Here is a 24,693-nt window from a genome sequence, read left to right on the forward strand (position 1 = left end):
GCCATTCACTCTTCAACTCCCGTACACCGGAAGCACCGAGAGTTGCCCGGTGCCGAACGACATAGCAGTGCGCCTGCCGCAGCAGCAGAGCAGCGCTCCTTCCGGACAGACCGCCGCACCGCGCGAACACCGCTTCGACATCGACCTGATGCGGCTGATCTGTTCCGCCACCATCATGCTGGGGCACGTGGGCGCCCAGTTCATCCGCTCCACCGGCAACGACCCGGAGAACGGCTCCGGGTCGTACTGGGCGGGACACGTGGCGGAGGCGATCAACCCGTTCGCCGTTCCCATGTACTTCGCCATCGCCGGCTGGGCCGTGCTGGTCGGCGCGCCCCCGCGCGACAGCGCGCGGATGTGGCAGCGGATCGTCCGCAACATCGTTCCGCTCTTCGTGTGGACGGCGATCTACCTCGTCTGGACCTGGCTGCGCAACCGCAACGACCGGCCCATGACCGAGCTGGCGACGGACTCCCTCTTCGGCTCCGTGCAGCCCGCCTATCACCTGTGGTTCATGTACGCCTACATTCCGATCATCGCGCTGCTCGCCTTCGCGATGCTGCTCAAGGCCGGTAAGCGGCCCTGGGGGCTCGGGGCGGCCCTGCTCGGCATCGCGGTCCTCCCCAGCGTGCTGACCACTCTCGCCGAGGTGACGGACCATGAAATGCCGTCGTCAGCCTGGGGCTTCGGCACCTATTCACTGGTGTACGCGGTCGGCGGCGCGCTGCTGTTCGCCCTCCCGGCCGGCTCCGTACGGTCGCGTTGGCCGCTGTTCGTCCTGCTGCCGCTCACCATGGTCGGAGCCCTCTGGTACAACACGCAGATCCATTACGTGATGCCCAACGCGCACCTTTTCGTCGCCCTCATGAGCATCTGCGTGCTGCTTCTGATCAGCAGGGTCAAGGTTCCCGAGAAGCGGCGGCCACTGCTGCGGAAGCTGGCCGATGCCGCGCTCGGCGCGTACATGGTGCATGTGCTCTTCGTCGAGGAGATCGTCGCCCCGCTGGTGTCGCCGGACTTGAGCGGACCGGTGGCGGGGCTGCTTCTGGTGGGTCTGCTGATCACCGTCATCGCCCTGTCGTTCGCCACCAGCCTGCTGTGGGGGAGGCTGAACCTGCGACGCCTGCTCGGGTGAGCCGACAGGACGCCGATGCGCGTCGAGAGGCCCCGCCCCGCCGAGACGACCGGGCTCGCGGGGGCGGGGCCTTCGGCGTTCCCGCGTCCACCGGCATCCGGCGCACCCGGACCCCGTGAGGGCTCCATACGGAGTTCGCCACTTGTTCGCCTGCCGATCGACTTCGTATTCCTTCCCCACCGCGGCCCCACCCCTAGCCTGTCCCCAGCCCGCGAGCCGCATCACTCCCACTCGACTCCCGACGGATTGAGGCATTCGGTTCCATGAACAGCCTTTCTTTGCTGACCAGCTCGGCTTCCCGACGTCTGCTGCGCCCGGTGGCCGACCTCATCGACCGACGCATCGAGCGGCGCATCCGCTCGGCGGCCGCCGCGGACACGGCGGAGAGAGAGCGACTCCGCGATGCCGTCGAGGAGATGAAACGCGGACGACTCACCCTCGACCTGCTGCTCGACTCGCGTGGTCGAGGTCTTTCACGCATGGTGAGCCCCGGTCCTCTGGGCCGCCTGCACTCCGAGGTGGCCGAGCTGGCCGGGGACCGGGCCGCCGCCGAGCGCAACGTCGCCACCGCCTTCCGGCTGCTGGTCTCACTGGAGTCGCTCGGGGTCGGCCGGATCGCCGGCGGCACCATGAACATCTGCGGCAAGCTCGGCACCATCCCCCTGCTCGACCCGCCGAACGACGAGGTCCTCGAAATCGGCACCCTCTACGGCATGTTCTCCACCGGGCTGATCCGGATGCTGGAGCGCGACGGCCGCAGCCCGAGCGTGACGATCGTCGACCCGTTCGCCGGCGTGCAGCTCCAGCCCGGCACGCCGCGGCGCAACGACCCCTCCGGCACCCCGGTCGACGAGCACGCCGTCCGCACCAACCTCGCCCTGGCCGGTCCGGCGGGCCTGGCCGCCCGGATCCAGCGCGGCTACTCTGAGGACCCCGACACCCGCGCGGCCGTCTCGGACCGCCGCTACGGCGTGATCGTCGTCGACGGCGACCACTCGGCCGAGGGTGTCGCCAGGGACCTCGAATGGGCGGAGGAGATCGCCGCCCCGGGCGCGATCGTCGTCCTCGACGACTTCGGCGACCCCAAGTGGCCCGGCATCAAGGAGGCGCTGGACAAGCACCTCACGAGCGACACCCGCTTCACCTGCCTCGGCAAGGCGTCTCACTCGGCGTTCCTACGGGCTTCCTGACACCCGGACGGGGCGACGGCGCGAACGGCGCGGACAGTACGAAGCACGGAGGACCACCAGCGTGACCGAGACGGCCGTCAGCCCGGCACCGCGGCCCCGGCCCACCGCCACGGCACCCGCGGAACCACGGGACACCCCCACCGCTGCCCCGCCCCGGTCCGGAACCTCCAGCGGCCGGCTGCGCGCCCTGGACGGGCTGCGGCTGCTGGCCGCGCTGATGGTCGCGGCCTACCACTACGGCGGTCGCGGCGGCGAGGTCACCACCGCCTGGGGAAGCTCACCGAAGGACCAGTTCCCCACCCTCCACGAGTACTTCTCGTACGGCTGTCTCGGCGTCCAGATCTTCTTCGTGATCAGCGGATTCGTCATCTGCATGAGCGGCTGGGCAGGCCGCTGCGGTCGTTCTTCGCCTCCCGCACCTCCCGGCTGCTGCCCGCCTACTGGGCGGCGGTCGTCCTGGTGACGGCGGTGTTCGCCCTGCCGGTGGTCGTCTACGACGCGGTCTCACCGAGCGACGCACTGGTGAACATGACGATGCTGCAGATGCCCCTGGGTGTGGACCGGGTGCTGGGGGTGTGCTGGACGCTGTGGGCGGAGATCCGCTTCTACGCGCTGTTCGCCCTGTTCGTGGTGATGCCCGGGGCGACCCGGCAGCGGGTGATCCTCTTCTGCGGGCTGTGGATCCTGGCGGCGGCGATCGCCGAGGGTGCGAACGAGCCGCTGCTCGACCTCGTCCTGATGCCGGAGTACGCGCCGTTCTTCGTCGGCGGTGTCGGCCTGTACCTCGTCCACCGCGACCGCAGGGACGCGTACGCCTGGGGCATCGTCGGGGTGAGCTGGCTGATCGGCCAGCACTACGCGGTCCAGGACCTGTGGCACGCGCCGAGCGCGGACGCCTTCTCCCACCGGACCTCGTTCGGCATCATCCTGATCGTGACGCTCGGCTTCGCCGCGGTCGCCGCCATCGCGCTGGGCCGGCCGGGCTGGGCGAACTGGCGCTGGCTGACCGTCGCGGGCGCCCTCACCTACCCGTTCTACCTGGTCCACGAGCATCTGGGCTGGGTGGTGATCCACGGCCTGCACCGCGGCCTCGGCATCGGCTCGGCGGAAACCTTCGCACTGACGGTCACCGCGATGCTGGCACTGGCCTGGCTACTGAACCGGTACGTGGAGGAGACCCTGACCCCGAGGATCCGGGCACGGTTGTCCCGGCCGTCCTCCACGCCCCTGTCCAAGGCACTCTGAGCGCCGGACAGCCACCCGGGCGCCTCTGCCTGCCCCGCCCGGCCGGGCAGGGCCCTACGCGCTCGCCAGGGACAGCTTCGCCGCGAAGCCCAGGAACAGGGCGCCCGCCGCCGAGGTCGCCCCCGCCGACAGGCTCCGGCGGCGGCGGAAGACGTCGGCCAGCCGGGTGCCGCCGAATATCAGCGCGCTCAGGTACAGGCCGCTGGCGAGCTGGAGCATGACGCCGAGGACCACGAAGGACAGCGCGGGATAGGCGTAGCCCGGGTCGACGAACTGCACGAAGAAGGCGACGACGAACAGGATCGCCTTCGGGTTGATGAGGCTGATGACCAACGCCTGGCGGAAGGGCCGCTCCGCGGCGGTGGCGGCGGCCGGGGCCCCGGCCGGGTCGTTCTCCCGGCGCGTGCGCCACATCTTCCAGGCGGCGCGGAGCATGCCGATGGCGAGCCAGGTCAGGTATCCGGCACCCAGCAGCTTCACGATCCCGAACAGGAAGGCGTTCGCCTGGAGCAGCGAGGCGGCTCCGGCGGCCGACAGCGTCATGAGCACGGCGTCCCCGCACCAGACACCGGCCGCGGCGGTGTACCCGGCCCGCACGCCGCGCCGGGCGGCGACGGACAGGACGTACAGCGAGTTGGGGCCGGGCAGCAGCACGATGAGGATCAGACCCGCGAGGTAGGTGGGAAGATCGATGACACCGAACATGACATGAGTGTCGCACGGGGGTACGACACTCCGATTCTGCTGTCCGGAGTTCGGTCAGTCGCCGTCGAGGAGGGTGTCGACGGCGAGGTCCAGGGTGATCCCGACGGACTCCGGGATGCGGACGGACCGGTCCCGCTCGAAGCGCTGGGGGTCGGGATACTTGCCGTCGGCCGGGTCGGTGCAGAGCAGGACCTGGTCGTGCTTGCGGTCGGCCACGAGGGAGACGGGAATGCCGGCCTCGGCATAGATCCCTACCTTGCTGGCCGTGTCATCGGTCCAGTGGGAAGAGGTCACCTCGAGCACCATGCGGAAGACATGGGGTTCGTAGCAGTTCTTCTGGACGAACGCGTCGGCGATATCGGCGTCGACGACGGACAAGTCCGGAACCGCATAGTTCGCAGGACGGTCGGCAACCACAATCCGATCCCGGGTCGGACCTTGGGCCCGGCTTCCTTCGCGCCGGCCCGCCGAATCTCGTAGCCGACTTCGAAGACCGTTCCCTGATGCGGCTCATCCGGCGGTGGTGACACGGTGATTCCCCCTCGAAGGAATCTCCACGCGGTGTCCGGGCAGCATGCTGGAGATACGGTCGGTGGCCTCATCGATCGTCGTCTCATGCCCTATGACAGCCACGGCAACCTCCTTCCGGGGGACGCCCTCCACGACCGTAACCGGAACCGGGCGCATTCCGCCCATGATCACCCGTCCGGGGGATCCCGCCGGCTCAGAACGCGTCGCTCGGTACGTACGTGCCCCAGATCTCCCGCAGCGCGTTGCACACCTCGCCCACCGTGGCGCGGGCTCGGAGGGCCTCCTTCATCGGGTACAGGACGTTGTCCTCGCCCTCGGCGGCCTTCTTCAGGGCGGCCAAGGCGCTGTCCACCGCCGGCTGGTCGCGCTCCGCGCGGAGCTTTGCCAGGCGCTCGGCCTGCTGGGCCTCGATCGCCGGGTCGACGCGCAGCGGCTCGTACGGCTCCTCCGCGTCGAGCTGGTAGCGGTTGACGCCGACCACGACCCGTTCGCCGGAGTCGGTCTCCTGGGCGATGCGGTAGGCGCTGCGCTCGATCTCGCTCTTCTGGAAGCCGTGCTCGATGGCGTTGACCGCGCCGCCGAGGTCCTCGACCTTCTGCATCAGCTCCAGCGCCGCGGCCTCCACCTCGTCGGTCATCTTCTCGATGACGTAGGAGCCCGCGAAGGGGTCCACGGTGGCCGTCACGTCCGTCTCGTAGGCCAGGACCTGCTGGGTGCGCAGGGCCAGGCGGGCGGACTTGTCGGTGGGCAGCGCGATGGCCTCGTCGAAGGAGTTGGTGTGCAGGGACTGGGTACCGCCGAGCACCGCAGCGAGACCCTGGACGGCGACACGGACCAGGTTGACCTCGGGCTGCTGGGCCGTCAGCTGCACGCCGGCCGTCTGCGTGTGGAAACGCAGCATCAGGGACTTCGGGTTCTTCGCCCCGAACTCCTCCCGCATCACCCGCGCCCAGATCCGGCGGGCCGCCCGGAACTTGGCGACCTCCTCCAGGATCGTCGTCCGGGAGACGAAGAAGAACGACAGGCGCGGGGCGAAGTCGTCGACGTCCATCCCGGCCGCGACCGCCGTACGGACGTACTCGATGCCGTCGGCCAGCGTGAACGCGATCTCCTGCGCGGGGGACGCCCCCGCCTCCGCCATGTGGTAGCCGGAGATCGAGATCGTGTTCCACTTCGGGATCTCGGCCCTGCAGTACTTGAAGATGTCGGCGATCAGGCGGAGGGACGGCTTCGGCGGGAAGATGTAGGTCCCGCGCGCGATGTACTCCTTCAGCACGTCGTTCTGGATCGTGCCGGTGAGCTTGTCGGCCTGGCACGCCCTGCTCTTCGGCGACCAGTTGGTACAGGAGCAGCAGGAGGGCGGCGGGCGCGTTGATCGTCATCGACGTCGAGACCTGGTCCAGCGGGATGCCGCCGAACAGCACCCGCATGTCGTCGATCGAGTCGATGGCGACGCCCACCTTGCCGACCTCGCCGGAGGCGATCGGGGCGTCCGAGTCGTGGCCCATCTGGGTGGGCAGGTCGAAGGCGACCGACAGGCCCATCGTGCCGTTGGCGATCAGTTGCTTGTACCGCGCGTTGGACTCGGTCGCCGTGCCGAAACCGGCGTACTGGCGCATCGTCCAGGGACGGCCCGTGTACATCGTCGGGTACACGCCCCGGGTGAACGGGTACTTCCCCGGCTCGCCCAGTTGCTCGGCCGGGTCCCAGCCCTCGAGGGACTCCGGCCCGTAGACCGGTTCGATGGGTAGTCCGCTCTCGGTGGATCGAGCACTGCCCGACTCGCGCGCCATGGTGTGATGCCTCCCGCTGAGCAGTGCTGCTCGGCCTGCTCGGCCTGCTCGCCCGTTACCCGTCAGTTACTCGCCAGTAAAGACATGTCGCTTCGACGGACTGTAGCCGTGGGGATACGGCCCGGTGCAGAGGCGCACGCTGGGATCTTGCTCACAGGGCCGGTGGGGCCCCGCTCACAGCACGCGTCGCCGCGGGCCGCCCTCCCCTCCCTCACCACCATGCCCCGTGGTTCGGGAACGGTCACGTCCGGGAAACACATCTTATGTGACGACAGACAGCGACCGGTGAGACAACGGGGGGCCGCGTGGTGCGTAGTAGTGCGGGCATGGGGACGGGGAGAGCGGCCGCCGCGTTTCTGGCACTGGCCGCCTTGACCGGCGGTGCGGTGGGGTGCACGGTGCAGCCCGTCGACGCGGACGGCAAGCGACGGTCACCGGTGCACATCGAGATGCCGAGCGAGACGCCGTCCGCGTACCGGCCCCCGGACTCCGGGTCCGATTCCAATTCCGGTTCCGACGGCAGGGAGAAAGGCGGCGCGGAGTCCGGTGACCGCCCGGAGACCGCCGCACCGACTCGGCCGCCCGCGCGGGTGCTCTGGTCGCCCGGCGACTCGGGGCGTGACATCCGCGAGCTCCAGGCCCGGCTGCGTCAGGTCGCGTGGCTGTTCGACGGCCCCACCGGGACGTACGACGGCCGGACGAGGGAGGCGGTCGAGGGGTTCCAGGGCAAGCGCGGGCTCCCGCGGACCGGGAGGACCGACACCGTCACCTGGCAGCGGTTGCTCGGCATGACGCATGAGCCGGGCAAGTGGGAGCTGTACCTGATGGGCGGCCAGCCGGCCGCCGCACCCGACGCGCGTTGCCGGACGGGCCGGGTGCTGTGCATCAGCAAGTCCACCCGCACCCTGCGCTGGATGATCGACGGCCGGACCGTGATGACACTGCCCGTCCGTTTCGGCGCCGACCCCACACCCACCCGCGACGGCGTCTTCCAGGTCTACTGGAAGTCCCGCGACCACTGGTCGACGCTCTACGACTCCCCGATGCCGTACGCCATGTTCTTCAGCGGCGGCCAGGCCGTGCACTTCTCGGCGGACTTCGCCGCGCGGGGCTACGCAGGTTCCTCGCACGGCTGCGTCAACGTGCGGGACGAGGCGGCCATCGCCCGGCTGTACGCGCAGGTGCGCAACGGCGACAAGGTCGTCGTCCACGGGTGAGCGCCGCGCGGGCACGGAGGGGTGGGAAAGGGCGCGGGCGGGACCGGGGGAACGTGTCCCGCCCGCGCCGAGATGCACGAGCCGCAGGTACGGGGGGAACCCCGGCTCAGTGCCAAAGCCGATGACCAGTCGGCTCACTCATTACTGCGCCCCGGTGGCCAAAAACGTCACACATGGCGGTGAAGAGGTAGTCACAGCCGCGAAGTCGCAGGTCAACCAGGTTTGTTGGCACCCTTGCCGCCGCCGTTGTCCTTGCCACCGCCGTTGTCCTTGCCGCCGCCGTTGTCCTTGCCGCCGCCGTTGGGGCTGCCGTTGCCCGCGCCCGCGCCCGCGCCGTTGCTGTTGCCGTTGCCCACGCCCTCGCCGTTGCCGTTGCCGTCGCTGTTTCCGCTGCCGGTGGTACCGCCGTTGCCGTTGCCGTTGTGGCCACCGTTGCCGTTGCCCCTGCTGTTGCGGGTGCCGGAGTCCCCGTTGTCCTGCGCCGTGGAGCCGGAACCGGAGCTGTTGCCGGAGCTGTTGCCGGAGGCCGTGCCGCCTTCTGCGCCGGCTCCCCTGTCCCCGGCGGCCAGGACGTTCTCGCAGTACGGCCCGACCTGGGAGGAGCCGCCCGCGGCGTCCTCCAGAACGCGCTTGCGGTTGCCCTGGAGCTTCCCGCCGTCGCGCAGGGCACGGCAGGCCGAGGCGATCTGTCCGCGGCCGGCACCGACCGCCGGGTCGCCTGGCCGCGCCGCCGCGCCGCCGTCGGTGCCCGGTCCGGCCCCGGGGCCCGTATCCGCTTCGGCTTCCCCGGACCGCTTGCCCGGGTCGTCCTCCGGCGAGACCCCGCCCCGCGTGTCCTCCTTCGGCGGGGGCGGCGGCTGGGGGCTTTCGGGGGTGGCCGTGGCGGAGGCGGCGGAGCCTGAGGACGGCGTCGGCAGGACTCCGGTCGCGGCCACGACCGCCGCTCCACCGACCATGCCCACGGTCAGCGCGGCCGCCAACCCGTAGCGCACGGGGCGCGCCCAGCGGGGTCCCCGCCGGGCTCCGGAACCGTCCGAACCGTCCGAACGCGGGGCGCCGATACGGACCGGTCCGGCGTCGGCGGCCCGCGTTCCGGCCCGGTGCGCGGCGGACGGGACGGACGCGTCAACGTGAGACTGCCCCACGCGTTCCTCGCGCACCTTGCGGAAGGCGGTCAACGCGGCGGCCTCACCGGGGAGTTCCTCGCCGGTCGGCGGAGGTGGGGAGGAGAGTGCGCCGAGCGTTCGGGTGAGGCGTTCTGCCTGGTCACGGGTGGCCGGGTCGGCAGCTTCGAGTGGCTCTCCGTTCAGCAGTCGCTCCGCGGTTCCACGGTTCAGCCACCTGTACTGCTCGTCGGCCATCACATGTCCTTCTGCGTCCGCGCTCGCGTCTGCGTCACACTCGCGGACGTCACCGCAGGGCGGCGCGGTTCTCTCTGGAGTGGGAAGGCATCGAGCACCCCGGCGGATTCCGGATGTGCCTCCGGATCGCCGTCGAGCATCTCGGCCAGCCGTTTCAGGCCCCGGTGCGCGGCCGTGCGTACGGCGCCCGGCCGTTTGCCCAGCGTCTCCGCGGCGGTCTTCGCGTCGAGGCCCACGACCACCCGGAGCACGACGGCCTCGGCCTGGTCCTGCGGCAGTCGGGCGATGAGGGCGAGGGCACCGTCGGTGGCCATCGCCTCGAGGGCCTGGTCGGCGGTGTCGAACGCCGCGGCCCGCCCGGTCAGTTCGGTCTCGTCGCCGCCGACCGCGGGACGGCGCCCGCGCATGCGTATGTGGTCGAGTGCGCGGTTGCGGGCGATCCGGGCGGCCCAGCCGCGGAACCGGTCCGCGTCACCGCTGAACCGCTGCAGGTCCCGGGCGATCTGCAGCCATGCCTCGGACGTCACGTCCTCTGCGTCGAGATCGCCGACCAGTGTGCGCACGTACCCCAGCAACCGCGGATGCACGGCTCGGTACACAGTCCGGAACGCGGTCTCGTCCCCGTCCTGTGCCGCCCCCACCGCGGCGGTCAACTCCGCGTCGTCCCCCAACACCGCGCGCGCCCTTCTGCGCCTCAGCCGGCACCGCTTCCGCGGACCGGGTACTCGCCGTCGTGGTTCCTCGATCGATTACGGACTCTAGGGCCTGCCCCAGGGCCCGTGGTTGTTGTGGTCGTTTGTCCTTCACGGCCTGGCGCGAAAGGCACGTTACGACCTGAAACCTCTCCCCGTCCATGTCCGTCCACGATTTCGTCCATGGTTCAACAGGTCGGTGACCGGGTGGTGTGACAGAAAACGCGCACATGGCGCTGTAGGAGTTACGGGCCGCCGCGCGGCCCGTGCCGCGCGACGGCCGGGGCCTCTCCTGTGGGGGGTGGCGGCCTCGGCCGTTGCCTTGGCGGCCAGGTCCTGGATCTGTGGGACGCCGTGCAGGGCGCCCGCGACCGCGGAGCGCCCTGTCCTCGCCGGCTAACGGCCCGGATTACGGATTCTTCTCGCCACCCGGGCGAGCAGGCTTGCCCTGGCTCTCGCTCGCGCCGGTGCCCGCGCCGTTCTCGGCACCGTTGTCCGCGCCACCGGAGCCGGTGCCGGCGGTGGCCGCGTCGTTGCCCGAAGCGCCGGTGCCGGCGGTGGCCGCGTCGCTCGCGGTGCCCGCGGCGCCGGAGGAGTTGTTTCCGGCCGCCCCGCCCGCGCCACCGGTCCTGTCGGCCGGCGCACCGGTGCCGCCGGGTTCCGCCTCCCCCGTCGACGGCCGCAACTGCGCGGCGCAGTACGCGTCGACGTTCGCCGCGCCGCCCGCCGCCTCGGTGAGCCGCTTCCAGGCAACCGAGTCCAGCGCCTTACCGCGCCCTTCGACCCGCTCATAGGTTCGACAGTGGTCCTCGAGGTCCTGGGCCCGGACGGGAGGTTCCGACGCGGCGGGGTCGGAGCCGGGACGGGAGTCCGCACCCGCACCGGAGGACCGGTCGGCGGACGGGGCCCCGAGCGGGGCCGAGGTGCTGGACGGAGCCGTGGTACGGCTGCCCCGGCTCCCGTCGTCCCCGGAGCCGTCCACCCCCGAGCCGACCGCGCCGATCCCTGCGACGGCGACCCCGCCCAGGCTGAGACCGGCGATCAGGACGGAGAACCCTGCCTTCACCGAGAAGCGGCCGAGGCGCCGCTCCCGGGGCCGCCAGTCGTCCCGGCGCCGGGTGCGGGCGCCGGTGCGGTGCGCGCCCGCCTCCCGCGCCTCCCGGAACGCGGCCACGACCCGCTGTTCGGCCCCGGCGTCGACACCGTCCCGGACCAACGCCTGGACGAGCAGCGCCTCGAGGCCCGCGGTGTCACGGACACCGTGCGGACCGGAACCGGGGCGGCCCTGTCCGGCCGGGCGGTGGCCCTGCGACGCGCCCTCGGGGTGCCCACGCCGACGGCCGGACGGCCCGTCGTCGTTCCTCCGTTCACCCATGTCCGTTTCCGTCCCTGCTCGATCCACTCGGTTCACTCCCGGCTCCGCCCGGCACGGCCGGTCCACACGGCCCGCGCGCCCCGCTCACTCGGGCGGTACGGTCCGACCGACCCATACGTTCCACGCGTCCGGCCTGTTCAGACCGCCCGCCGGGCCGAACGCCGCGGGTCGCCGGGTCCGGCCTGCCCGGTCCGGGCGCCGCCGCCCCGTCCGCTGTCACGCACCGTCCCGGTCACGGGTCACTTCGACTCACCCAGCGTCCGGGAGGCCTCATCCGTCACACTTTCGACGCCCAGTTGCGCGGCCAGGCGTTTCAGACCCCGGTACGCGGCCGTCCGCACCGCGCCTGGCCGCTTTCCGAGGACGCGGGCGGCGGCGGGGCCGTCGAGGCCGACGACCACGCGCAGCAGTACGGCCTCGGCCTGGTCCCGGGGCAGCCCCGCGACCAGCGCCAGGGCGTGCTCCGTGGAAATGGCCTCCAGCGCCATCTCGTACGTGCTCTGCGGACCGGGGAGGTCCCACACGTCCTGTTCCAGCGTCGAGGGGCGGGGCCGCGCCCGTTGCCGGCGCAGGTGGTCCAGCGCCCGGTGCCGGGCGATGGTCGCCGTCCAGCCCCGGAACCCCGCCCCGTCGCCCTTGAACCTGCCCAGGTCGCGGGCTACCTCCAGCCAGGCGTCCGACATCACGTCCTCGGCGTCGTCGCCGACCAGTCCGCGCACGTAGCCGAGCAGTCCGGGCTGGACTAATCGGTAGGCCACGGCGAAGGCGGCCTCGTCCCCGTCCTGGGCCCGCGCGACGGCCGCGCCCAGTTCCCCGTCGTGCGCCTTCGCGCGGCGGGGTTCGCCTCCCTTACCCAAAAACCGTCCTCGTCCGTACCGGGTTCGTAGGGCGATCGCTTGGCGCGACACATCGGGTCGTAGCCACGCCCCCACGGCTCTCAGCGTCCGGCGCCCCGAAAGTGTCACAGCTCGTCAACCGCCCTGTGTGGCCCTCCGGTTGCGCAGGGGCCGGGTCCCACAGACGTGCCGGGCGCCGTGGGCCGGCCGGTGAGGACCCGTGAGTGACGTTTGGCCACGCATGAGCGCTGAGTTAGTGCCACCTGTGTGACAGGTGATGAACTCGTGCTCATTTTCTAGGGGTGGGACAGTTGAGTGCTCGTAAGAGCCGTGTGTACAGACCGCTCAGCATGAAGCGGCGTGCATGGCTGACCGTAGGCGCCGTCGTGCTGAGTGGCGCGGGCATCGCCACATACGCGATGGCCGATCCGTCGTCCACGCCCGCCGGTGCCGGGGAGAAGCCCCGCAAGCCGAGCGTGGACACGGTGAAGCTGGAGAACCGCGGAGCCTGCCGCTGCGGGCTGGAGCGGCGGGACACGGATCGCTTCAGTGCCGTGCTCGTGACCTGGGACAACCCGGATGCCGAGGTCAAGGGCACGCCCGAAGTGCGTACCCGGGACCTTGAGACCGGGAAGTGGTCCGGCTGGCAGGAACTGGAGGACGAACCGAACCAGGCCGACGGCGCGGAAGGCGCGCGGGCGGCCACGCGCGGCGGTACGGCCTCGGTGTGGACCGGTGCCTCCGACGGCATCGAGGTGCGTGTGGTGAAGGCCGACGGCACCCAGGCGGGCGGCCAGCCGGCAGGCATGGACGTCAAGCTGCTCGACCCGGGCACCAACCCGAAGGGCGCCCCGGACGTGGCCGCCCTGGATCCGGTGGCGTTCGCGGCGGAGACCACGGCCCCGGTGACGCCGGAGCCGACGGAGGACCCGACCACCACCCCGCCGCCCACGTCCCCGCTGCCCTCGAGCACGGAGACCGGGACGGAGACGGCGACCGGGACGCCCACCGGCACCGCGTCGGAGACGGCCACGGAGTCCGCGTCCCCGACGACGTCCCCCGAGCCCACCCCGACCGTGCCCGAGGCCCGCCCCTCGACGGTCGTGAAGCCGCCGGTCATCACGCAGGCCGAGTGGGGCGCGTCCACGGACTACGACGGCACGCCGAGCTACGGCACCGATGTCAAGGCCGCCGTCATCCACCACACCGGCATGGACAGCGACAACAGGCTGTCCTGCGCCGAGTCGCGGGCCCGGATGCGCTCCATTCAGCAGGAGCACTTCACTCGCGGCTACTACGACATCGGCTACAACTTCGTCGTCGACCGCTGCGGTCAGATCTTCGAGGGCCGCAGCGGCGGCATGGACCTGCCGGTGGTCGGCGCGCACGACGTCGGCTTCAACACCGACACGCTCGGCATCTCGTACCTCGGCAACTTCGAGAGCGTTCAGCCGGGCCGGGCCGCGATGGACGCGATGGCGCGGATCATCGCCTGGAAGTTCGGGATGTACGGCCTCGACCCGACCGGCCAGGTCACGCTGACCTCCGGTGTGGACGCGGGCGTCAACGGCAACAAGATCGCCAAGGGGCAGGCGGTCACCCTGCCGCGGGTCTTCGGCCACCGGGACACCAACTACACGGCCTGCCCCGGCAAGAACCTGTACCCGAAACTGTCCCGCATCGCCACGCTCGCCAAGACGCCGGGCATCTCGCACGCCCTGCCCACCTCGGACTACAACCGTGACGGCCTCGCGGACCTGGTCGCCGGTGTGCCCAAGGCGAACGCCGTGCGGGTGGTCCCCGGCGGCATGAACGGCCCGGTGACCTCGGCGAAGCTGTCGCTCACCCAGAGCAGCCCCGGCGTGCCCGGCTCCTCCGAGTCCGGTGACGCCTTCGGTTCCTCCACCGCGTGGGGCGACGTCAACGGCGACGGCTACGCCGACCTGGCGATCGGGGTCCCCGGCGAGGACGACACCAGCGGCCACGCCGACCGGGGCGCGGTCACGGTGATGTACGGCCCCGCCCTGAACACCGGCTTCTCGTACACCACCACGGGCGTGACGCAGACCGGCGCCAAGCTCGGCACCACCGTCGCCGTCGGTGACTTCAACGGTGACGGCAAGGCGGACGTCTTCGCGGCCGGCACCGGCCGTGGCGGCAACTGGAACGCCCGGCACACCGGCGGCGCCACCAAGTACGGCACGCTGACCTCCGCCACGGGTTCGGTGTCCTACCTGGACGCCGCGAGCGGCGACTTCAACCGGGACGGCTACGCGGACATCGCCGTCAACTACCGCGACACCGGCGGTATCGGCCGCGTGATGCGCTTCGCGGGCTCCGCGTCCGGGCTGACCAAGGTGGGGGTCATCTCCGTCAAGGGCGGCCGCTCCATCGCCGCGGGCGACATCAACGGCAACGGCTACGACGACATCGTCATCGGCCAGCCGGTCGCGGCCGAGTCCGGCGGTACGAACGCGGGCGGGCGGATCACCATGGTCCTGGGCACGTCGGCCGGGTTCACCACCACCGGCATGAAGACGCTCCACCAGAACACGGCGTACGTCCCCGGCGGCAACGAGTCCGGTGACGCCCTCGGCACCTCGGTAGCCGTCGGCGACTACAACGCCGACGGCTACGCGGACGTCCTGGCCGGCGCCCCCGGCGAGGACCTCACCCGCGGCGGCGTCAACCGCTCCAACGCGGGCAACGCGATCCTGTTCCGGGGCACCTCGTCCGGCCTCACCGGTTCCGGTTCGGTGTCCATCTCCCAGGACACCCCCGGCGTTCCCGGCTCCACGGAGTCGGGCGACAGTTTCGGCTCCTCCGTGTCCCTGGCCGACCTGTCGGGCTACGGCCGCGCGGACCTCACGTTCGGCGCCGCCGGCGAGGACAGCGGCAACGGGGTCCTCACGTACGTGCCGAGCAACAGCTCGGGGCTCGGCTTCGGTGACTCGTACGTGTTCGGCAAGGGCACCCTGGGCACCCCGACGGGCGCCCGGCTGGGGCACACGCTGACGCCGTAGCCGCACGTCGGCCGACGCACACCACGGCCGGGGCCCGTGCGGGACACGGGACCCCGGCCGTGGTGTGCGCGCGGCGCCGCACGTCACGTCATCCCACGCCCCGTGGTACCCCGCACGTCACGTCCGTGACGCGTCCCGGCACAGCAGGCGCAGTGACCCGTCGCCCGTGTAGCAGCGGCGGGCCTCGTCCACGGGGTCCCAGAAGCGGCCGTCGGGGGTGCGGACCCAGTGGTCGCCGCCCGAGGCCCACCACTCTCCGCCGGTCTGACGCACGATCACCTCACCGGTGTAGGCGCCGAATCCGCGCAGCACCGTCTTCACGGCGGCGTACGGGGCCGCCTCCCGGCGTATGTCCTCGATCGTGCGGTCGACGCTCCACAGGCTGCGCGCCGAGTAGTCGAGGCGCAGCCGCGCCCCTTCGCGCATCGCCGTCACGGTGTCCGCCGCCCACCGCGCGGGCTTGGTCGCGGCCGAAGGCCTGGTCTCCTGCTGTGTCGTCACAGTCGTCGCAGTCGTCACACCCGGTAGAGCGCACGAGCCGAGGGATTCGTCACCGCGATTCCGCCCGGGTTCCGCAATCGGTGCGGAACCGCCCCCGGTCCACCGCACCGCGGTCACAGGACGTGCTCGTTCGGGCGGGAATGTCGACACGGGGGTGACGGATCGGGGCCGGCTGCGCTCCTGTCTTCGATGAGTACGTACTTCCATTTACGCGCCGTGCCGTCCCCGGCCCTGCGCAACAGCCCCGCCTGGCTGCTGCGTCTGTTCGAGGACGACTGGGAGGCCGTGCGCGCACGCATCGGCCGGCATCGCGAGGAGATCCTGGACAAGGCTTACCTGGACCAGGAGTTCCTCTACACAGGTGCGCCCCCGCGGCACACGCCGGACGGCCCGCCCGCCCACGTGGTCCTCGGCGGGCGGCCGGTCACCCCGCCCGGCCCGGACCGGCCGCCGTTCCTGCTGCTGACCGCGGCCCAGGCCGGCCGCGTCGCCGGCTTCCTGGAGACCGCCGACTTCGACGCGCTGTGGCGACGGGCCCGTGACCGGCTCCTCCCGCGCTACGGCGGTCCGGACGTGGAGCCGCAGGCCCGCGACGCCTTCGCGGCGGCCCACCGCGACCTGACCACGTTCTACACGCGCACGGCGCGGCAGCACGAGGCGGTGGTGAAGTGGCTCCTGCACTGAACCGGGACGACCGTCCCGGCCGGTCGCCGGTGCCTGGCGGTCAGCCGTCTCTGCGGCTTCGGCGGGACAGCGCGGCGACCAGCACGCGGCGGCCCTCCGTCGACACCTCGAGCGCGCGGCGCAGTCCGGCCGGGCCGTGACCGGCCAGGACCTCCAGGACCGTGATCTGGCGGCGCAGTTCGGCGGCGACGAGCGGCGACATGCCCTCCGTACGGCCTTCGCGGGGCGCGTCGACCGTGTCCGTGGCGTCCTCGGCGGGATCGGCGCCGTCCAGGATCCGGTGGATCCGCAGCGCGGCGACGGAACAGGCGTGGGCCCACTCCCGCAGTGCGGGGGCGGAGCGCTCAGCGGGGGCGGTGGCGAGCATCCGGTGCGCGAGCGCCGTGGCCGCGTCATCGTCGGCCGTCCCGTCGAGCTTGCCCCGCGTCTGCTCCAGCCGCCGCGTCCAGTCGTCGGCGGCGGCGTCCCCGGCGAGGCTCGCCCACAGGGGGCGCAGCGTCTCGTCGCCGCCGCCCAGTAGCGGTACGCACCGATCCAAACAAGCCAGCCCACTCGCGGCCAGCTCACGCTCGTCCGCCTGCGCGATCAGTTCCACCAGGCTCATCCACGTCTCCCTCAGCGGGTCTTCGCAGGCCCCTGACGAGGCCCTTTCACGGACCTCACGGGACGGAGGCCGCATTTTCCCTTACTGCGTGCGACGGCCCGGGAGTGTCACAGAGGCACCACTCCGAGCCGGTCGAGTAAGCGGAAGAAGAGGTTTTCGGCCATGGAGCCGGGGTCGGGGTCGGCGGTCAGGACCCCGACCAGTTCCCCGGCGGAAACGGTGTGTCCGGCCTCGGCGGCCCATTCCACGGCACGGTCGGCGGCGTCACGGGGCTCGAGGAAGTAGTCCTCCAGCGTGAGCCCGCCCTGCTCCACACCGTCCTGCTCGCCGTCCGCTCCCGCGCCGAGGTAACCGGCCATCGCGGCGCGCGCCAGGCAGGTCGTCCACGCGCCGCTCTCCGGCGCCGCCGCCTCCACCACCACGCAGTCGCTGTCCCTCACGTACCCGAACAGCGCGGGCGCGCCCGTCTCCCTGGCGAGGTCGTTCATGTTCCCGATGCCGCCGTCGCCGCTCGGGTACTCCCAGATCTGCCAGCCGCCCGGTGCCGACGTGCGCAGGGTCATGCCCCGGGCGCCGGCAGGCGCGTCCAGTCCGGCGAGCGGCCGCTCCCCACGGCCCACGACGAAACACCCCCAGAAGCCCATGTGCCGGTATTCCCCCCGGTGTCGTTTTCGGCTCGTCAGAAGACCACCACAGTCGCACGGGGGTTCGCAGGAAGACGCCGCAATCCGTCTGTCCGTGACCTCGCCGAAACCGCCCGCTCAGTCCAGCTTGTCCGCCAGGGCCCGGAACTCCGCCCAGGACAGTGCCGGTTCACCGTCCGGGTGCCAGAGCTTCTGCACCGTCGCCCGCAGCGGCATCCTGATCCCGGCCGCGACCTGCTCCTGGGTCTGGGAATTCGCCAGGTCGCACCAGACGGCGAAGGACCCGCCGAGGATCTGTCCGTCGTACTTGTCGGGCACCGCGGTGGTGCCGCGCAGCACCAGCGGCGTCCACTGCTCGTAGATCCGCTCGCCCGTCGGGTAGACGAAGGTCTGCGGCTCCCCGAGCACGTAGTAGAGGAACTCGTCGTTGTAGTTGATGACGTCGCGGCCCTCGCTCAGGTACTCCGCCGGCTGGCGGGCACCGATCTCCTTGCCGGTCCAGTAGGCGACCTGGACGTCCTCGGCGGCCCGCACCGAACCGTCCTCGAAGAAGCCGTCGTTCCAGGCGCGGGGCGTGCGGTCGTGGGCGCGGACGGTGTCGGCCCGGTCGTTGAGCCAGCCGGTGGCCAGGTCCTCGACGGTGGCGCCGGAGCCGTGCTTCTCCCGGGCGGCGGTGGCCAGGCCCGGGAACGACGCCTCGGGGTCGGAGACCACCAGCGCCTGGTACTCGTCGGCGCCGAGGTGCCACTGCCCTCCGGGGAAGAGCCCGGCGTACTCGTTCAGCAGGTCGTCGACGATCTCGGCGGACGCGTCCTTGGAGATGTCGATCGCGCCGCGCACCACGCCGCCGTTCACGTTGCGCAGCTGGAGGTCGGGGTGGGCGGCGATGACCGCGCCGAGGTGTCCGGGCGAGTCGATCTCGGGTACGACGGTGATGTGCCGGCTCGCCGCGAGGTCGACGATCCGCTTGACCTGTGCCTTGGTCAGGTGCTGGTCGGACACGACCTCCGGGTGCGAGTCGGACTCGATACGGAAGCCCTGGTCGTCGGAGAAGTGCAGACCCAACTCGTTGAACTTCAGGTCGCCGAGCTCGCGGACCCGGTCCTCGATCCAGTCGGCGGTGAAATGCTTGCGCGCGACGTCCAGCATCATCCCGCGCCGCTGTTTGGCGGGCTCGTCGCGCACGACGCCCTCGGGGGCGGTCCCGGCGCCGCGTATCTGCTGCTTGAGGGTGCGGGTGCCGTAGAAGACGCCCGCCTCGGCGGGAGCGCTGACGGTCACCCGGCCGCCCCGCACGGTCATGGTGTACGACTCGGGATGCGCGCCCTCGCCCTTGTTCAGCACCAGGCTCAGGTCCCCGGCCCGCTCGTCGTCCTTCTCCCCCGCGTACGTCAGGCCCAGCTCATCGGCTACGAGGCGGCCCTCGTCGGCCAGTGCCGGATCGCCGACGACCACCCGGTGACCACGCTCGGGACGCCAGCCGGGACCGCGCTCGGCGCTGTGGTCGCGGACGGCGGGTATGGTCCGGGGCGCCTGGGACAGGGGGTAGGAGCGGGTGGGGCTCGGCTCCGGCGGCGAGCCCGCGGAGTTCCCGGACCGGGAGGCGGCGGAACCGGCGTCGTCGTCCGAGGTCGCCCAGAACCCGAGGCCCACTCCGGACGCCGCGACCACCGCGCCCGCGGCCAGGGCCACGACCAGCACCCGCCGCTGCTTCTTCTGAACGGATGCCCGACGTGCCCGACGTCTGCCTCGCCTGTGCCGACTCACACGGCCAACCTACGACCCGTACGAGTGACGGGCATCGACGGGGCGTTCCGAAACTCTCCCGTCCGGGTGAATTTCGACTATCGATCGGACACACCATGGACTCACTCGATAACGTGACGACACACCTCTCACACCATCCGTCACCCGATCCCTCACCGATCCCACCCACCGACACACCTGTGACACCTCCGAGGACCCACGCTGCCTGTGCACCGCCTCCCGCATCGCCCCGGCCGTGTCGTCATACCCGGACAGTCGCGCGGCACACCCGCACCCGACACACCGGGACCGTCCGACACGCCCGGCGGCGCCCCGTCCCCGCTGGAGCGCTTCAACGCCGCGTCCGCCGAGGACGCCGAGCGCGCCCTCCTGACCTGTCTGCACAGCCCTCGCTGGGCGGTGCGCGTCGCGGCCCACCGCCCGTACCCGGACCTGGGCTCCCTCCTGGCGGCAGCGGACGAAGCGGCCTACGACCTGCCCCGCGCGGAGCGCGTCGCGGCCCTGGCCGCGGAGGCCCTCCCCGACCTCCCAAAGGACGCGTACTCCGCCGCCCATACGGCGCTGAACGCCGCCCGCGCGGCCTACGAGAGCCGGTTCGGACACCCGTTCGTCACCTATGTCGACGACCTGAAGCCGGACGAGGTCCCGGACCACGTACTCGAGAACATCCGGTCACGATTGGCCAACGATCCGGAGGAGGAGCGCCTGGTCGCGGGGGAGGAACTCCGGCGCCTGGCACGGGGCCGCCTGGCCGCTCTCCTCTCGGACACGGACCGCTGACGGCCTGCGGCATCCGCCCCGTCGGCGCCGCCCCGGAGCATCACCGGACATCTCACCGCAGAAGCCACCTCTCTAGCCCGTAAGCGTGCCAGTTCGATCACAAGGACAGGGCCCCTGTCCGCCTCGCGGCAACACGTGGCTACGATGCTAGGGGCCGGTGGACCGTACCCGGCCGGGCCCGACCGACACGGAGAAGCCGGCGCGGCCCCAACCCCCGCTCCCGGAGGAAACTTCCGTGCCGGCTGGAACGCTGTACCGCGGCCGGGAAGGAATGTGGTCCTGGGTGGCTCATCGAGTCACCGGCGTCCTCATCTTCTTCTTCCTGTTCGTTCACGTGCTGGACACCGCCCTCGTGCGCGTGTCCCCGGAGGCCTACGACACCGTCGTGGCCACGTACAAGACGCCGATCGTCGCGCTGCTGGAGTACGGCCTCGTGGCCGCCATCCTCTTCCACGCGCTCAACGGCCTGCGTGTCATCGCCGTCGACTTCTGGATCAAGGGTTCCCGGTACCAGAAGCAGATGCTCTGGGCCGTCGTCGCCCTATGGGCCGTGCTGATGATCGGGGCCGTCTACCCCGTGCTCGGCCACGCCGCTCGTGAACTGTTCGGGAGCTGACCCATGTCCACCACTGAAACCTCCGCCTCGGGCATCGGCCCCGTCGAGGGCGACTCCCTCTACTCCGTCGACAACCCGGCGCCGGTCATCGAGCCCCCGCGCGCGCGGACCAAGAAGACCCCGAAGACCACCCGGGGCAACTTCGAGATGGCCGCCTGGCTGTTCATGCGCCTCTCCGGTGTCGTCCTGGTCGTCCTGGTCATCGGGCACCTGCTGATCCAGCTCGTCCTGGACGGCGGCGTCTCCAAGATCGGCTTCGCCTTCGTGGCGGGCCGCTGGGCCTCGCCGTTCTGGCAGGTCTGGGACCTGCTGATGCTGTGGCTGGCCATGCTGCACGGCGCGAACGGCCTGCGCACGGTCATCAACGACTACGCGGAACGCACGAACACCCGGCTGTGGCTCAAGGGCCTGCTCTACACCGCCACGGTGTTCACCATCCTGCTGGGCACGCTGGTGATCTTCACCTTCGACCCGAACATCCGCTAGGCACGGGGCTACGAGAATCATGAAGATCCACAAGTACGACACCGTCATCGTCGGCGCCGGTGGCGCGGGCATGCGCGCGGCCATCGAGTCGACCAAGCGCAGCCGCACCGCCGTCCTGACCAAGCTCTACCCCACCCGCTCCCACACGGGCGCCGCGCAGGGCGGCATGGCCGCCGCGCTGGCCAACGTGGAGGAGGACAACTGGGAGTGGCACACCTTCGACACGGTCAAGGGCGGTGACTACCTGGTCGACCAGGACGCCGCCGAGATCCTGGCGAAGGAGGCCATCGACTCCGTCCTCGACCTGGAGAAGATGGGCCTGCCGTTCAACCGCACCCCGGACGGCACCATCGACCAGCGCCGCTTCGGCGGCCACAGCCGCAACCACGGCGAGGCCCCGGTCCGCCGCTCCTGCTACGCCGCCGACCGCACCGGTCACATGATCCTTCAGACGCTGTACCAGAACTGCGTCAAGGAGGGCGTGGAGTTCTTCAACGAGTTCTACGTCCTGGACCAGCTGATCACCAAGGTCGACGGCGTCAGGAAGTCGGCCGGTGTGGTGGCGTACGAGCTGGCCACCGGTGAGATCCACGTCTTCCAGGCGAAGTCCGTGATCTACGCCTCCGGTGGCAACGGCAAGTTCTTCAAGGTGACGTCCAACGCGCACACCCTGACCGGTGACGGTCAGGCGGCCGTGTACCGACGCGGGCTGCCGCTGGAGGACATGGAGTTCTTCCAGTTCCACCCGACCGGCATCTGGCGCATGGGCATCCTGCTGACGGAGGGCGCCCGCGGTGAGGGCGGCATCCTGCGCAACAAGGACGGCGAGCGCTTCATGGAGAAGTACGCGCCGGTCATGAAGGACCTCGCCTCCCGTGACGTCGTGTCCCGGTCCATCTACACGGAGATCCGCGAGGGCCGCGGCTGCGGTCCCGAGGGCGACCACGTCTACCTGGACCTGACCCACCTCCCGCCTGAGCAGCTGGACGCCAAGCTGCCCGACATCACGGAGTTCGCGCGGACCTACCTGGGCATCGAGCCGTACAACGACCCGATCCCGATCCAGCCGACCGCGCACTACGCCATGGGCGGCATCCCGACGAACGTCCAGGGCGAGGTGCTGGCGGACAACACCACCGTCGTCCCGGGCCTGTACGCGGCCGGCGAGGTCGCGTGCGTGTCGGTGCACGGCGCCAACCGCCTGGGCACCAACTCGCTGCTGGACATCAACGTGTTCGGCAAGCGGGCCGGCATCGCGGCCGCCGAGTACGCGCACACGGTCGACTTCGTCGAGCTGCCGGAGAACCCGGAGTCGTTCGTCGCCGAGCAGATCGAGCGGCTGCGGTCCTCCACCGGCACCGAGCGGGTCGCCACGATCCGCCGCGAGCTGCAGGAGACCATGGACGCCAACGTCATGGTGTTCCGCACCGAGCAGACGATCAAGACGGCGGTCGAGAAGATCGCGGAGCTGCGCGAGCGCTACCGGAACGTCGCCATCCAGGACAAGGGCAAGCGGTTCAACACCGACCTGCTGGAGGCCATCGAGCTGGGCAACCTGCTCGACCTGGCCGAGGTCATGGCCGTCTCCGCGCTGGCGCGCAAGGAGTCCCGCGGCGGTCACTACCGCGAGGACTACCCGAACCGCGACGACGTCAACTTCATGCGCCACACCATGGCGTACCGCGAGGTGGGCGACGACGGCACCGAGTCCATCCGTCTCGACTACAAGCCGGTCGTCCAGACCCGCTACCAGCCGATGGAGCGTAAGTACTGATGGCTACCCCTGTTCTGGACAAGGCGAACGCGGCCGGATCGCCCGGGCCCGGTTTCGCCGACTCCCCCTACATCACCGCCAACTTCCGGATCCGCCGTTTCAACCCGGAGGTCTCCGCCGAGGCGACCTGGGAAGACTTCCAGCTGGAGATCGACCCCAAGGAGCGTGTCCTCGACGCGCTGCACAAGATCAAGTGGGACCAGGACGGCACGCTGACCTTCCGCCGCTCCTGCGCCCACGGCATCTGCGGCTCCGACGCCATGCGGATCAACGGCACGAACCGCCTGGCGTGCAAGACGCTGATCAAGGACCTCAACCCCGAGAAGCCGATCACGGTCGAGCCCATAAAGGGCCTCACGGTCCTCAAGGACCTGGTCGTGGACATGGAGCCGTTCTTCCAGGCGTACCGGGACGTGATGCCCTTCCTGATCACGAAGGAGACCAACGAGCCGACGCGTGAGCGGCTGCAGTCCGCCGAGGACCGCGAGCGCTTCGACGACACGACGAAGTGCATCCTGTGCGCCGCCTGCACGTCCTCGTGCCCGGTCTTCTGGAACGACGGCCAGTACTTCGGTCCGGCCGCGATCGTCAACGCGCACCGTTTCATCTTCGACTCGCGTGACGAGGCCGGCGAGCAGCGCCTGGAGATCCTCAACGACCGTGACGGCGTCTGGCGCTGCCGGACGACCTTCAACTGCACGGACGCGTGCCCGCGCGGCATCGAGGTCACCAAGGCGATCGCGGAGGTGAAGCGGGCGCTCATCACGCGCCGCTTCTGACGTTCTCCCGACGCTCTTCGCCGTGACGACCGAGGGCCCCGATCCATTGGATCGGGGCCCTCGGTCTGTTCGTCCGCCGGGCGGGGCATGACCGCCGGGCAGGTCCTGGACGGTGTCAGCCGCGCAGCACGCGGCCCTGCTTGTCGGTGCGGTCGTTGCTGACCAGGTACATGATGCCGTCGATCAGCGCCCAGATGCCGAGGCCGCCGCAGGTGAGCAGCTGGGCGATGCCGATGCCGACGGAGCCGACGTAGAACCGGCCGATGCCCAGGGTCCCCAGGAAGAGCTGGAGGATGCCGGCGACGATCTTCGACTTGTCCGAGTACGGACGGCCCTGCGGGTCAAAGCCGAAAGGAGCCTGGGGGTTGGGGGGACGGTCATGGTGGTGCTCCTGGGAAAAGAAAGCGGATACAGGCCGGGCGACTGCGCCCGGACGGCCCAGGAAGGAGCATCGGACGACCGCGTACGCGACCACGCGCGACAGCCCATGGTTCGTCAACTGTCCCCCCTGCGCGTGAGGAGCGTAAACGGCCAGGTCGGCGGGCGGGAGAGGAGCAGAACTAACGTTCCCGTTCCGTGATCAACTCGTACCGTCAGACGATGTTGCGGGCCACCGTCCAGGCCACCGCCGACAGCAGGATCAGCACCTGGACCCGGGGGGCGAGCCGAGGTGCCCAGGCGCGGCCCCGCAGACCCTCGATCGTCCAGCGCCCCCACAGCACCAGCGCGAACGGCGCGGCGAGCAGCAGGGCCCGGTTGTCCAGCCAGGCCGCGGCGAAGTGACCGTGCATCAGGTCGTACGCCATGCGTGTACCGCCGCAGGCTGGGCACAGCAGGCCGGTGACGGCCCGGAACGGGCACTGGGGCAGGACATGGCCGGGCTCGTGCGGGTCGGTGCCCCACAGGTAGGCGGCTCCCGCGACGCCGGCGACCAGCAGCGCGACGGGGGGCACCG

23 protein-coding genes and 2 pseudogenes are annotated in these 24,693 nt (G+C 71.0%); 11 read left to right on the plus strand and 14 right to left on the minus strand.

Features of this window, described 5'->3' with window-relative positions; genetic code table 11:
* The first annotated feature begins 49 nt into the window (after positions 1-49).
* The 3 genes and pseudogenes from WJ438_RS16125 to WJ438_RS16135 all read left to right on the plus strand — a co-directional run bounded on the left by WJ438_RS16125 (position 50) and on the right by WJ438_RS16135 (position 3,570).
* Positions 50-1,135 carry an acyltransferase gene (locus WJ438_RS16125; RefSeq protein WP_406725879.1) on the plus strand — a complete coding sequence of 362 codons (1,086 nt, stop codon included), beginning with the start codon at positions 50-52 and terminating at the stop codon, positions 1,133-1,135.
* A gap of 263 nt (positions 1,136-1,398) precedes the next feature.
* The gene (locus WJ438_RS16130) at positions 1,399-2,325 is read left to right on the plus strand and encodes a class I SAM-dependent methyltransferase (protein ID WP_406725880.1); all 927 of its coding nucleotides are present in this window, start codon (positions 1,399-1,401) and stop codon (positions 2,323-2,325) included.
* A gap of 61 nt (positions 2,326-2,386) precedes the next feature.
* A pseudogene (locus tag WJ438_RS16135) lies at positions 2,387-3,570 on the plus strand (acyltransferase family protein).
* 54 nt (positions 3,571-3,624) lie between these two features.
* Here the strand turns inward: WJ438_RS16135 and leuE are convergent.
* From leuE to WJ438_RS16155, 4 genes and pseudogenes are all read right to left on the minus strand, one after another.
* On the minus strand, positions 3,625-4,275 hold the full coding sequence (gene leuE, locus WJ438_RS16140) for a leucine efflux protein LeuE (RefSeq protein ID WP_406725881.1): 651 nt from the start codon (positions 4,273-4,275) through the stop codon (positions 3,625-3,627).
* A gap of 54 nt (positions 4,276-4,329) precedes the next feature.
* On the minus strand, positions 4,330-4,653 hold the full coding sequence (locus WJ438_RS16145) for a Uma2 family endonuclease (RefSeq protein WP_406725882.1): 324 nt from the start codon (positions 4,651-4,653) through the stop codon (positions 4,330-4,332).
* Between the two features lie 132 nt (positions 4,654-4,785).
* Complete coding sequence (locus WJ438_RS16150; protein ID WP_406725883.1) at positions 4,786-4,908, minus strand: hypothetical protein; 123 nt, start codon at positions 4,906-4,908, stop codon at positions 4,786-4,788.
* A gap of 91 nt (positions 4,909-4,999) precedes the next feature.
* Positions 5,000-6,599 (minus strand): annotated as a pseudogene (locus WJ438_RS16155) (methylmalonyl-CoA mutase).
* A 326-nt stretch (positions 6,600-6,925) separates the two neighbouring features.
* Between WJ438_RS16155 and WJ438_RS16160 the strand changes: the two are divergent.
* Positions 6,926-7,816, plus strand: a complete 891-nt coding sequence (locus tag WJ438_RS16160; protein ID WP_406725884.1) for a L,D-transpeptidase family protein — start codon at positions 6,926-6,928, stop codon at positions 7,814-7,816.
* Between the two features lie 212 nt (positions 7,817-8,028).
* Here WJ438_RS16160 and WJ438_RS16165 read toward each other — a convergent pair whose 3' ends face one another.
* The 4 genes from WJ438_RS16165 to WJ438_RS16180 form a co-directional block, all read right to left on the minus strand.
* Positions 8,029-9,177 (minus strand): hypothetical protein, encoded by a 1,149-nt coding sequence (locus WJ438_RS16165; protein WP_406725885.1) that lies wholly within the window; start codon positions 9,175-9,177, stop codon positions 8,029-8,031.
* Complete coding sequence (locus tag WJ438_RS16170) at positions 9,177-9,851, minus strand: RNA polymerase sigma factor (RefSeq protein ID WP_406725886.1); 675 nt, start codon at positions 9,849-9,851, stop codon at positions 9,177-9,179. The genes WJ438_RS16165 and WJ438_RS16170 overlap by 1 nt, the downstream gene beginning before the upstream one ends.
* 427 nt (positions 9,852-10,278) lie before the next feature.
* Positions 10,279-11,244 carry a hypothetical protein gene (locus tag WJ438_RS16175; RefSeq protein WP_406725887.1) on the minus strand — a complete coding sequence of 322 codons (966 nt, stop codon included), beginning with the start codon at positions 11,242-11,244 and terminating at the stop codon, positions 10,279-10,281.
* A gap of 239 nt (positions 11,245-11,483) precedes the next feature.
* Positions 11,484-12,101, minus strand: coding sequence for an RNA polymerase sigma factor (locus WJ438_RS16180; protein WP_406725888.1), 618 nt, complete (start codon positions 12,099-12,101; stop codon positions 11,484-11,486).
* A 329-nt stretch (positions 12,102-12,430) separates the two neighbouring features.
* Here WJ438_RS16180 and WJ438_RS16185 point away from each other — a divergent pair, with 329 nt between their 5' ends.
* A complete protein-coding gene (locus WJ438_RS16185; protein ID WP_406725889.1) occupies positions 12,431-15,103 on the plus strand; it encodes an FG-GAP-like repeat-containing protein in 2,673 nt (890 codons plus the stop codon).
* A 117-nt stretch (positions 15,104-15,220) separates the two neighbouring features.
* Here the strand turns inward: WJ438_RS16185 and WJ438_RS16190 are convergent, their stop codons facing one another.
* Positions 15,221-15,604 (minus strand): hypothetical protein, encoded by a 384-nt coding sequence (locus WJ438_RS16190; protein ID WP_406725890.1) that lies wholly within the window; start codon positions 15,602-15,604, stop codon positions 15,221-15,223.
* Positions 15,605-15,793: 189 nt separating this feature from the next.
* Between WJ438_RS16190 and WJ438_RS16195 the strand changes: the two genes are divergently transcribed.
* Positions 15,794-16,288, plus strand: a complete 495-nt coding sequence (locus WJ438_RS16195; RefSeq protein ID WP_406725891.1) for a DUF1877 family protein — start codon at positions 15,794-15,796, stop codon at positions 16,286-16,288.
* Positions 16,289-16,328: 40 nt separating this feature from the next.
* Here the strand turns inward: WJ438_RS16195 and WJ438_RS16200 are convergent, their stop codons facing one another.
* The 3 genes from WJ438_RS16200 to WJ438_RS16210 all read right to left on the minus strand — a co-directional run bounded on the left by WJ438_RS16200 (position 16,329) and on the right by WJ438_RS16210 (position 19,234).
* Entirely contained in the window at positions 16,329-16,892 is a 564-nt protein-coding gene (locus WJ438_RS16200) for a hypothetical protein (RefSeq protein WP_406725892.1), read from the minus strand.
* Positions 16,893-16,999: 107 nt separating this feature from the next.
* The gene (locus WJ438_RS16205) at positions 17,000-17,536 is read right to left on the minus strand and encodes a hypothetical protein (protein ID WP_406725893.1); all 537 of its coding nucleotides are present in this window, start codon (positions 17,534-17,536) and stop codon (positions 17,000-17,002) included.
* 117 nt (positions 17,537-17,653) lie between these two features.
* A complete protein-coding gene (locus tag WJ438_RS16210) occupies positions 17,654-19,234 on the minus strand; it encodes a beta-N-acetylhexosaminidase (protein ID WP_406729709.1) in 1,581 nt (526 codons plus the stop codon).
* 276 nt (positions 19,235-19,510) lie between these two features.
* Between WJ438_RS16210 and WJ438_RS16215 the strand changes: the two genes are divergently transcribed.
* From WJ438_RS16215 to WJ438_RS16235, 5 genes are all read left to right on the plus strand, one after another.
* Entirely contained in the window at positions 19,511-20,083 is a 573-nt protein-coding gene (locus WJ438_RS16215; protein ID WP_406725894.1) for a 2-oxo-4-hydroxy-4-carboxy-5-ureidoimidazoline decarboxylase, read from the plus strand.
* A 235-nt stretch (positions 20,084-20,318) separates the two neighbouring features.
* Entirely contained in the window at positions 20,319-20,699 is a 381-nt protein-coding gene (gene sdhC / locus WJ438_RS16220) for a succinate dehydrogenase, cytochrome b556 subunit (protein WP_391961667.1), read from the plus strand.
* Between the two features lie 3 nt (positions 20,700-20,702).
* The gene (locus WJ438_RS16225; protein WP_406725895.1) at positions 20,703-21,185 is read left to right on the plus strand and encodes a succinate dehydrogenase hydrophobic membrane anchor subunit; all 483 of its coding nucleotides are present in this window, start codon (positions 20,703-20,705) and stop codon (positions 21,183-21,185) included.
* Positions 21,186-21,204: 19 nt separating this feature from the next.
* Complete coding sequence (gene sdhA, locus WJ438_RS16230) at positions 21,205-22,959, plus strand: succinate dehydrogenase flavoprotein subunit (protein ID WP_406725896.1); 1,755 nt, start codon at positions 21,205-21,207, stop codon at positions 22,957-22,959.
* The gene (locus tag WJ438_RS16235) at positions 22,959-23,738 is read left to right on the plus strand and encodes a succinate dehydrogenase iron-sulfur subunit (protein ID WP_406725897.1); all 780 of its coding nucleotides are present in this window, start codon (positions 22,959-22,961) and stop codon (positions 23,736-23,738) included. The genes sdhA and WJ438_RS16235 overlap by 1 nt, the downstream gene beginning before the upstream one ends.
* Positions 23,739-23,853: 115 nt before the next feature.
* Here WJ438_RS16235 and WJ438_RS16240 read toward each other — a convergent pair whose 3' ends face one another.
* Complete coding sequence (locus WJ438_RS16240; protein WP_406725898.1) at positions 23,854-24,237, minus strand: TM2 domain-containing protein; 384 nt, start codon at positions 24,235-24,237, stop codon at positions 23,854-23,856.
* Positions 24,238-24,331: 94 nt separating this feature from the next.
* A complete protein-coding gene (locus WJ438_RS16245) occupies positions 24,332-24,691 on the minus strand; it encodes a DUF2752 domain-containing protein (RefSeq protein ID WP_406725899.1) in 360 nt (119 codons plus the stop codon).
* Positions 24,692-24,693: the final 2 nt, after the last annotated feature.

It is taken from the genome of Streptomyces sp. GD-15H, assembly GCF_045291515.1.
In the GTDB taxonomy this organism is placed as follows: domain Bacteria; phylum Actinomycetota; class Actinomycetes; order Streptomycetales; family Streptomycetaceae; genus Streptomyces.

Coding starts and splice junctions, on each gene's coding strand:
- WJ438_RS16130 (WP_406725880.1), top strand. CDS start 1,399: ATGAACAGCCTTTCTTTGCTGACCAGCTCGGCTTCCCGACGTCTGCTG.
- leuE (WP_406725881.1), bottom strand. CDS start 4,275: ATGTTCGGTGTCATCGATCTTCCCACCTACCTCGCGGGTCTGATCCTC.
- WJ438_RS16160 (WP_406725884.1), top strand. CDS start 6,926: ATGGGGACGGGGAGAGCGGCCGCCGCGTTTCTGGCACTGGCCGCCTTG.
- WJ438_RS16165 (WP_406725885.1), bottom strand. CDS start 9,177: ATGGCCGACGAGCAGTACAGGTGGCTGAACCGTGGAACCGCGGAGCGA.
- WJ438_RS16175 (WP_406725887.1), bottom strand. CDS start 11,244: ATGGGTGAACGGAGGAACGACGACGGGCCGTCCGGCCGTCGGCGTGGG.
- WJ438_RS16185 (WP_406725889.1), top strand. CDS start 12,431: ATGAAGCGGCGTGCATGGCTGACCGTAGGCGCCGTCGTGCTGAGTGGC.
- WJ438_RS16195 (WP_406725891.1), top strand. CDS start 15,794: ATGAGTACGTACTTCCATTTACGCGCCGTGCCGTCCCCGGCCCTGCGC.
- WJ438_RS16200 (WP_406725892.1), bottom strand. CDS start 16,892: ATGAGCCTGGTGGAACTGATCGCGCAGGCGGACGAGCGTGAGCTGGCC.
- WJ438_RS16205 (WP_406725893.1), bottom strand. CDS start 17,536: ATGGGCTTCTGGGGGTGTTTCGTCGTGGGCCGTGGGGAGCGGCCGCTC.
- WJ438_RS16225 (WP_406725895.1), top strand. CDS start 20,703: ATGTCCACCACTGAAACCTCCGCCTCGGGCATCGGCCCCGTCGAGGGC.
- sdhA (WP_406725896.1), top strand. CDS start 21,205: ATGAAGATCCACAAGTACGACACCGTCATCGTCGGCGCCGGTGGCGCG.
- WJ438_RS16235 (WP_406725897.1), top strand. CDS start 22,959: ATGGCTACCCCTGTTCTGGACAAGGCGAACGCGGCCGGATCGCCCGGG.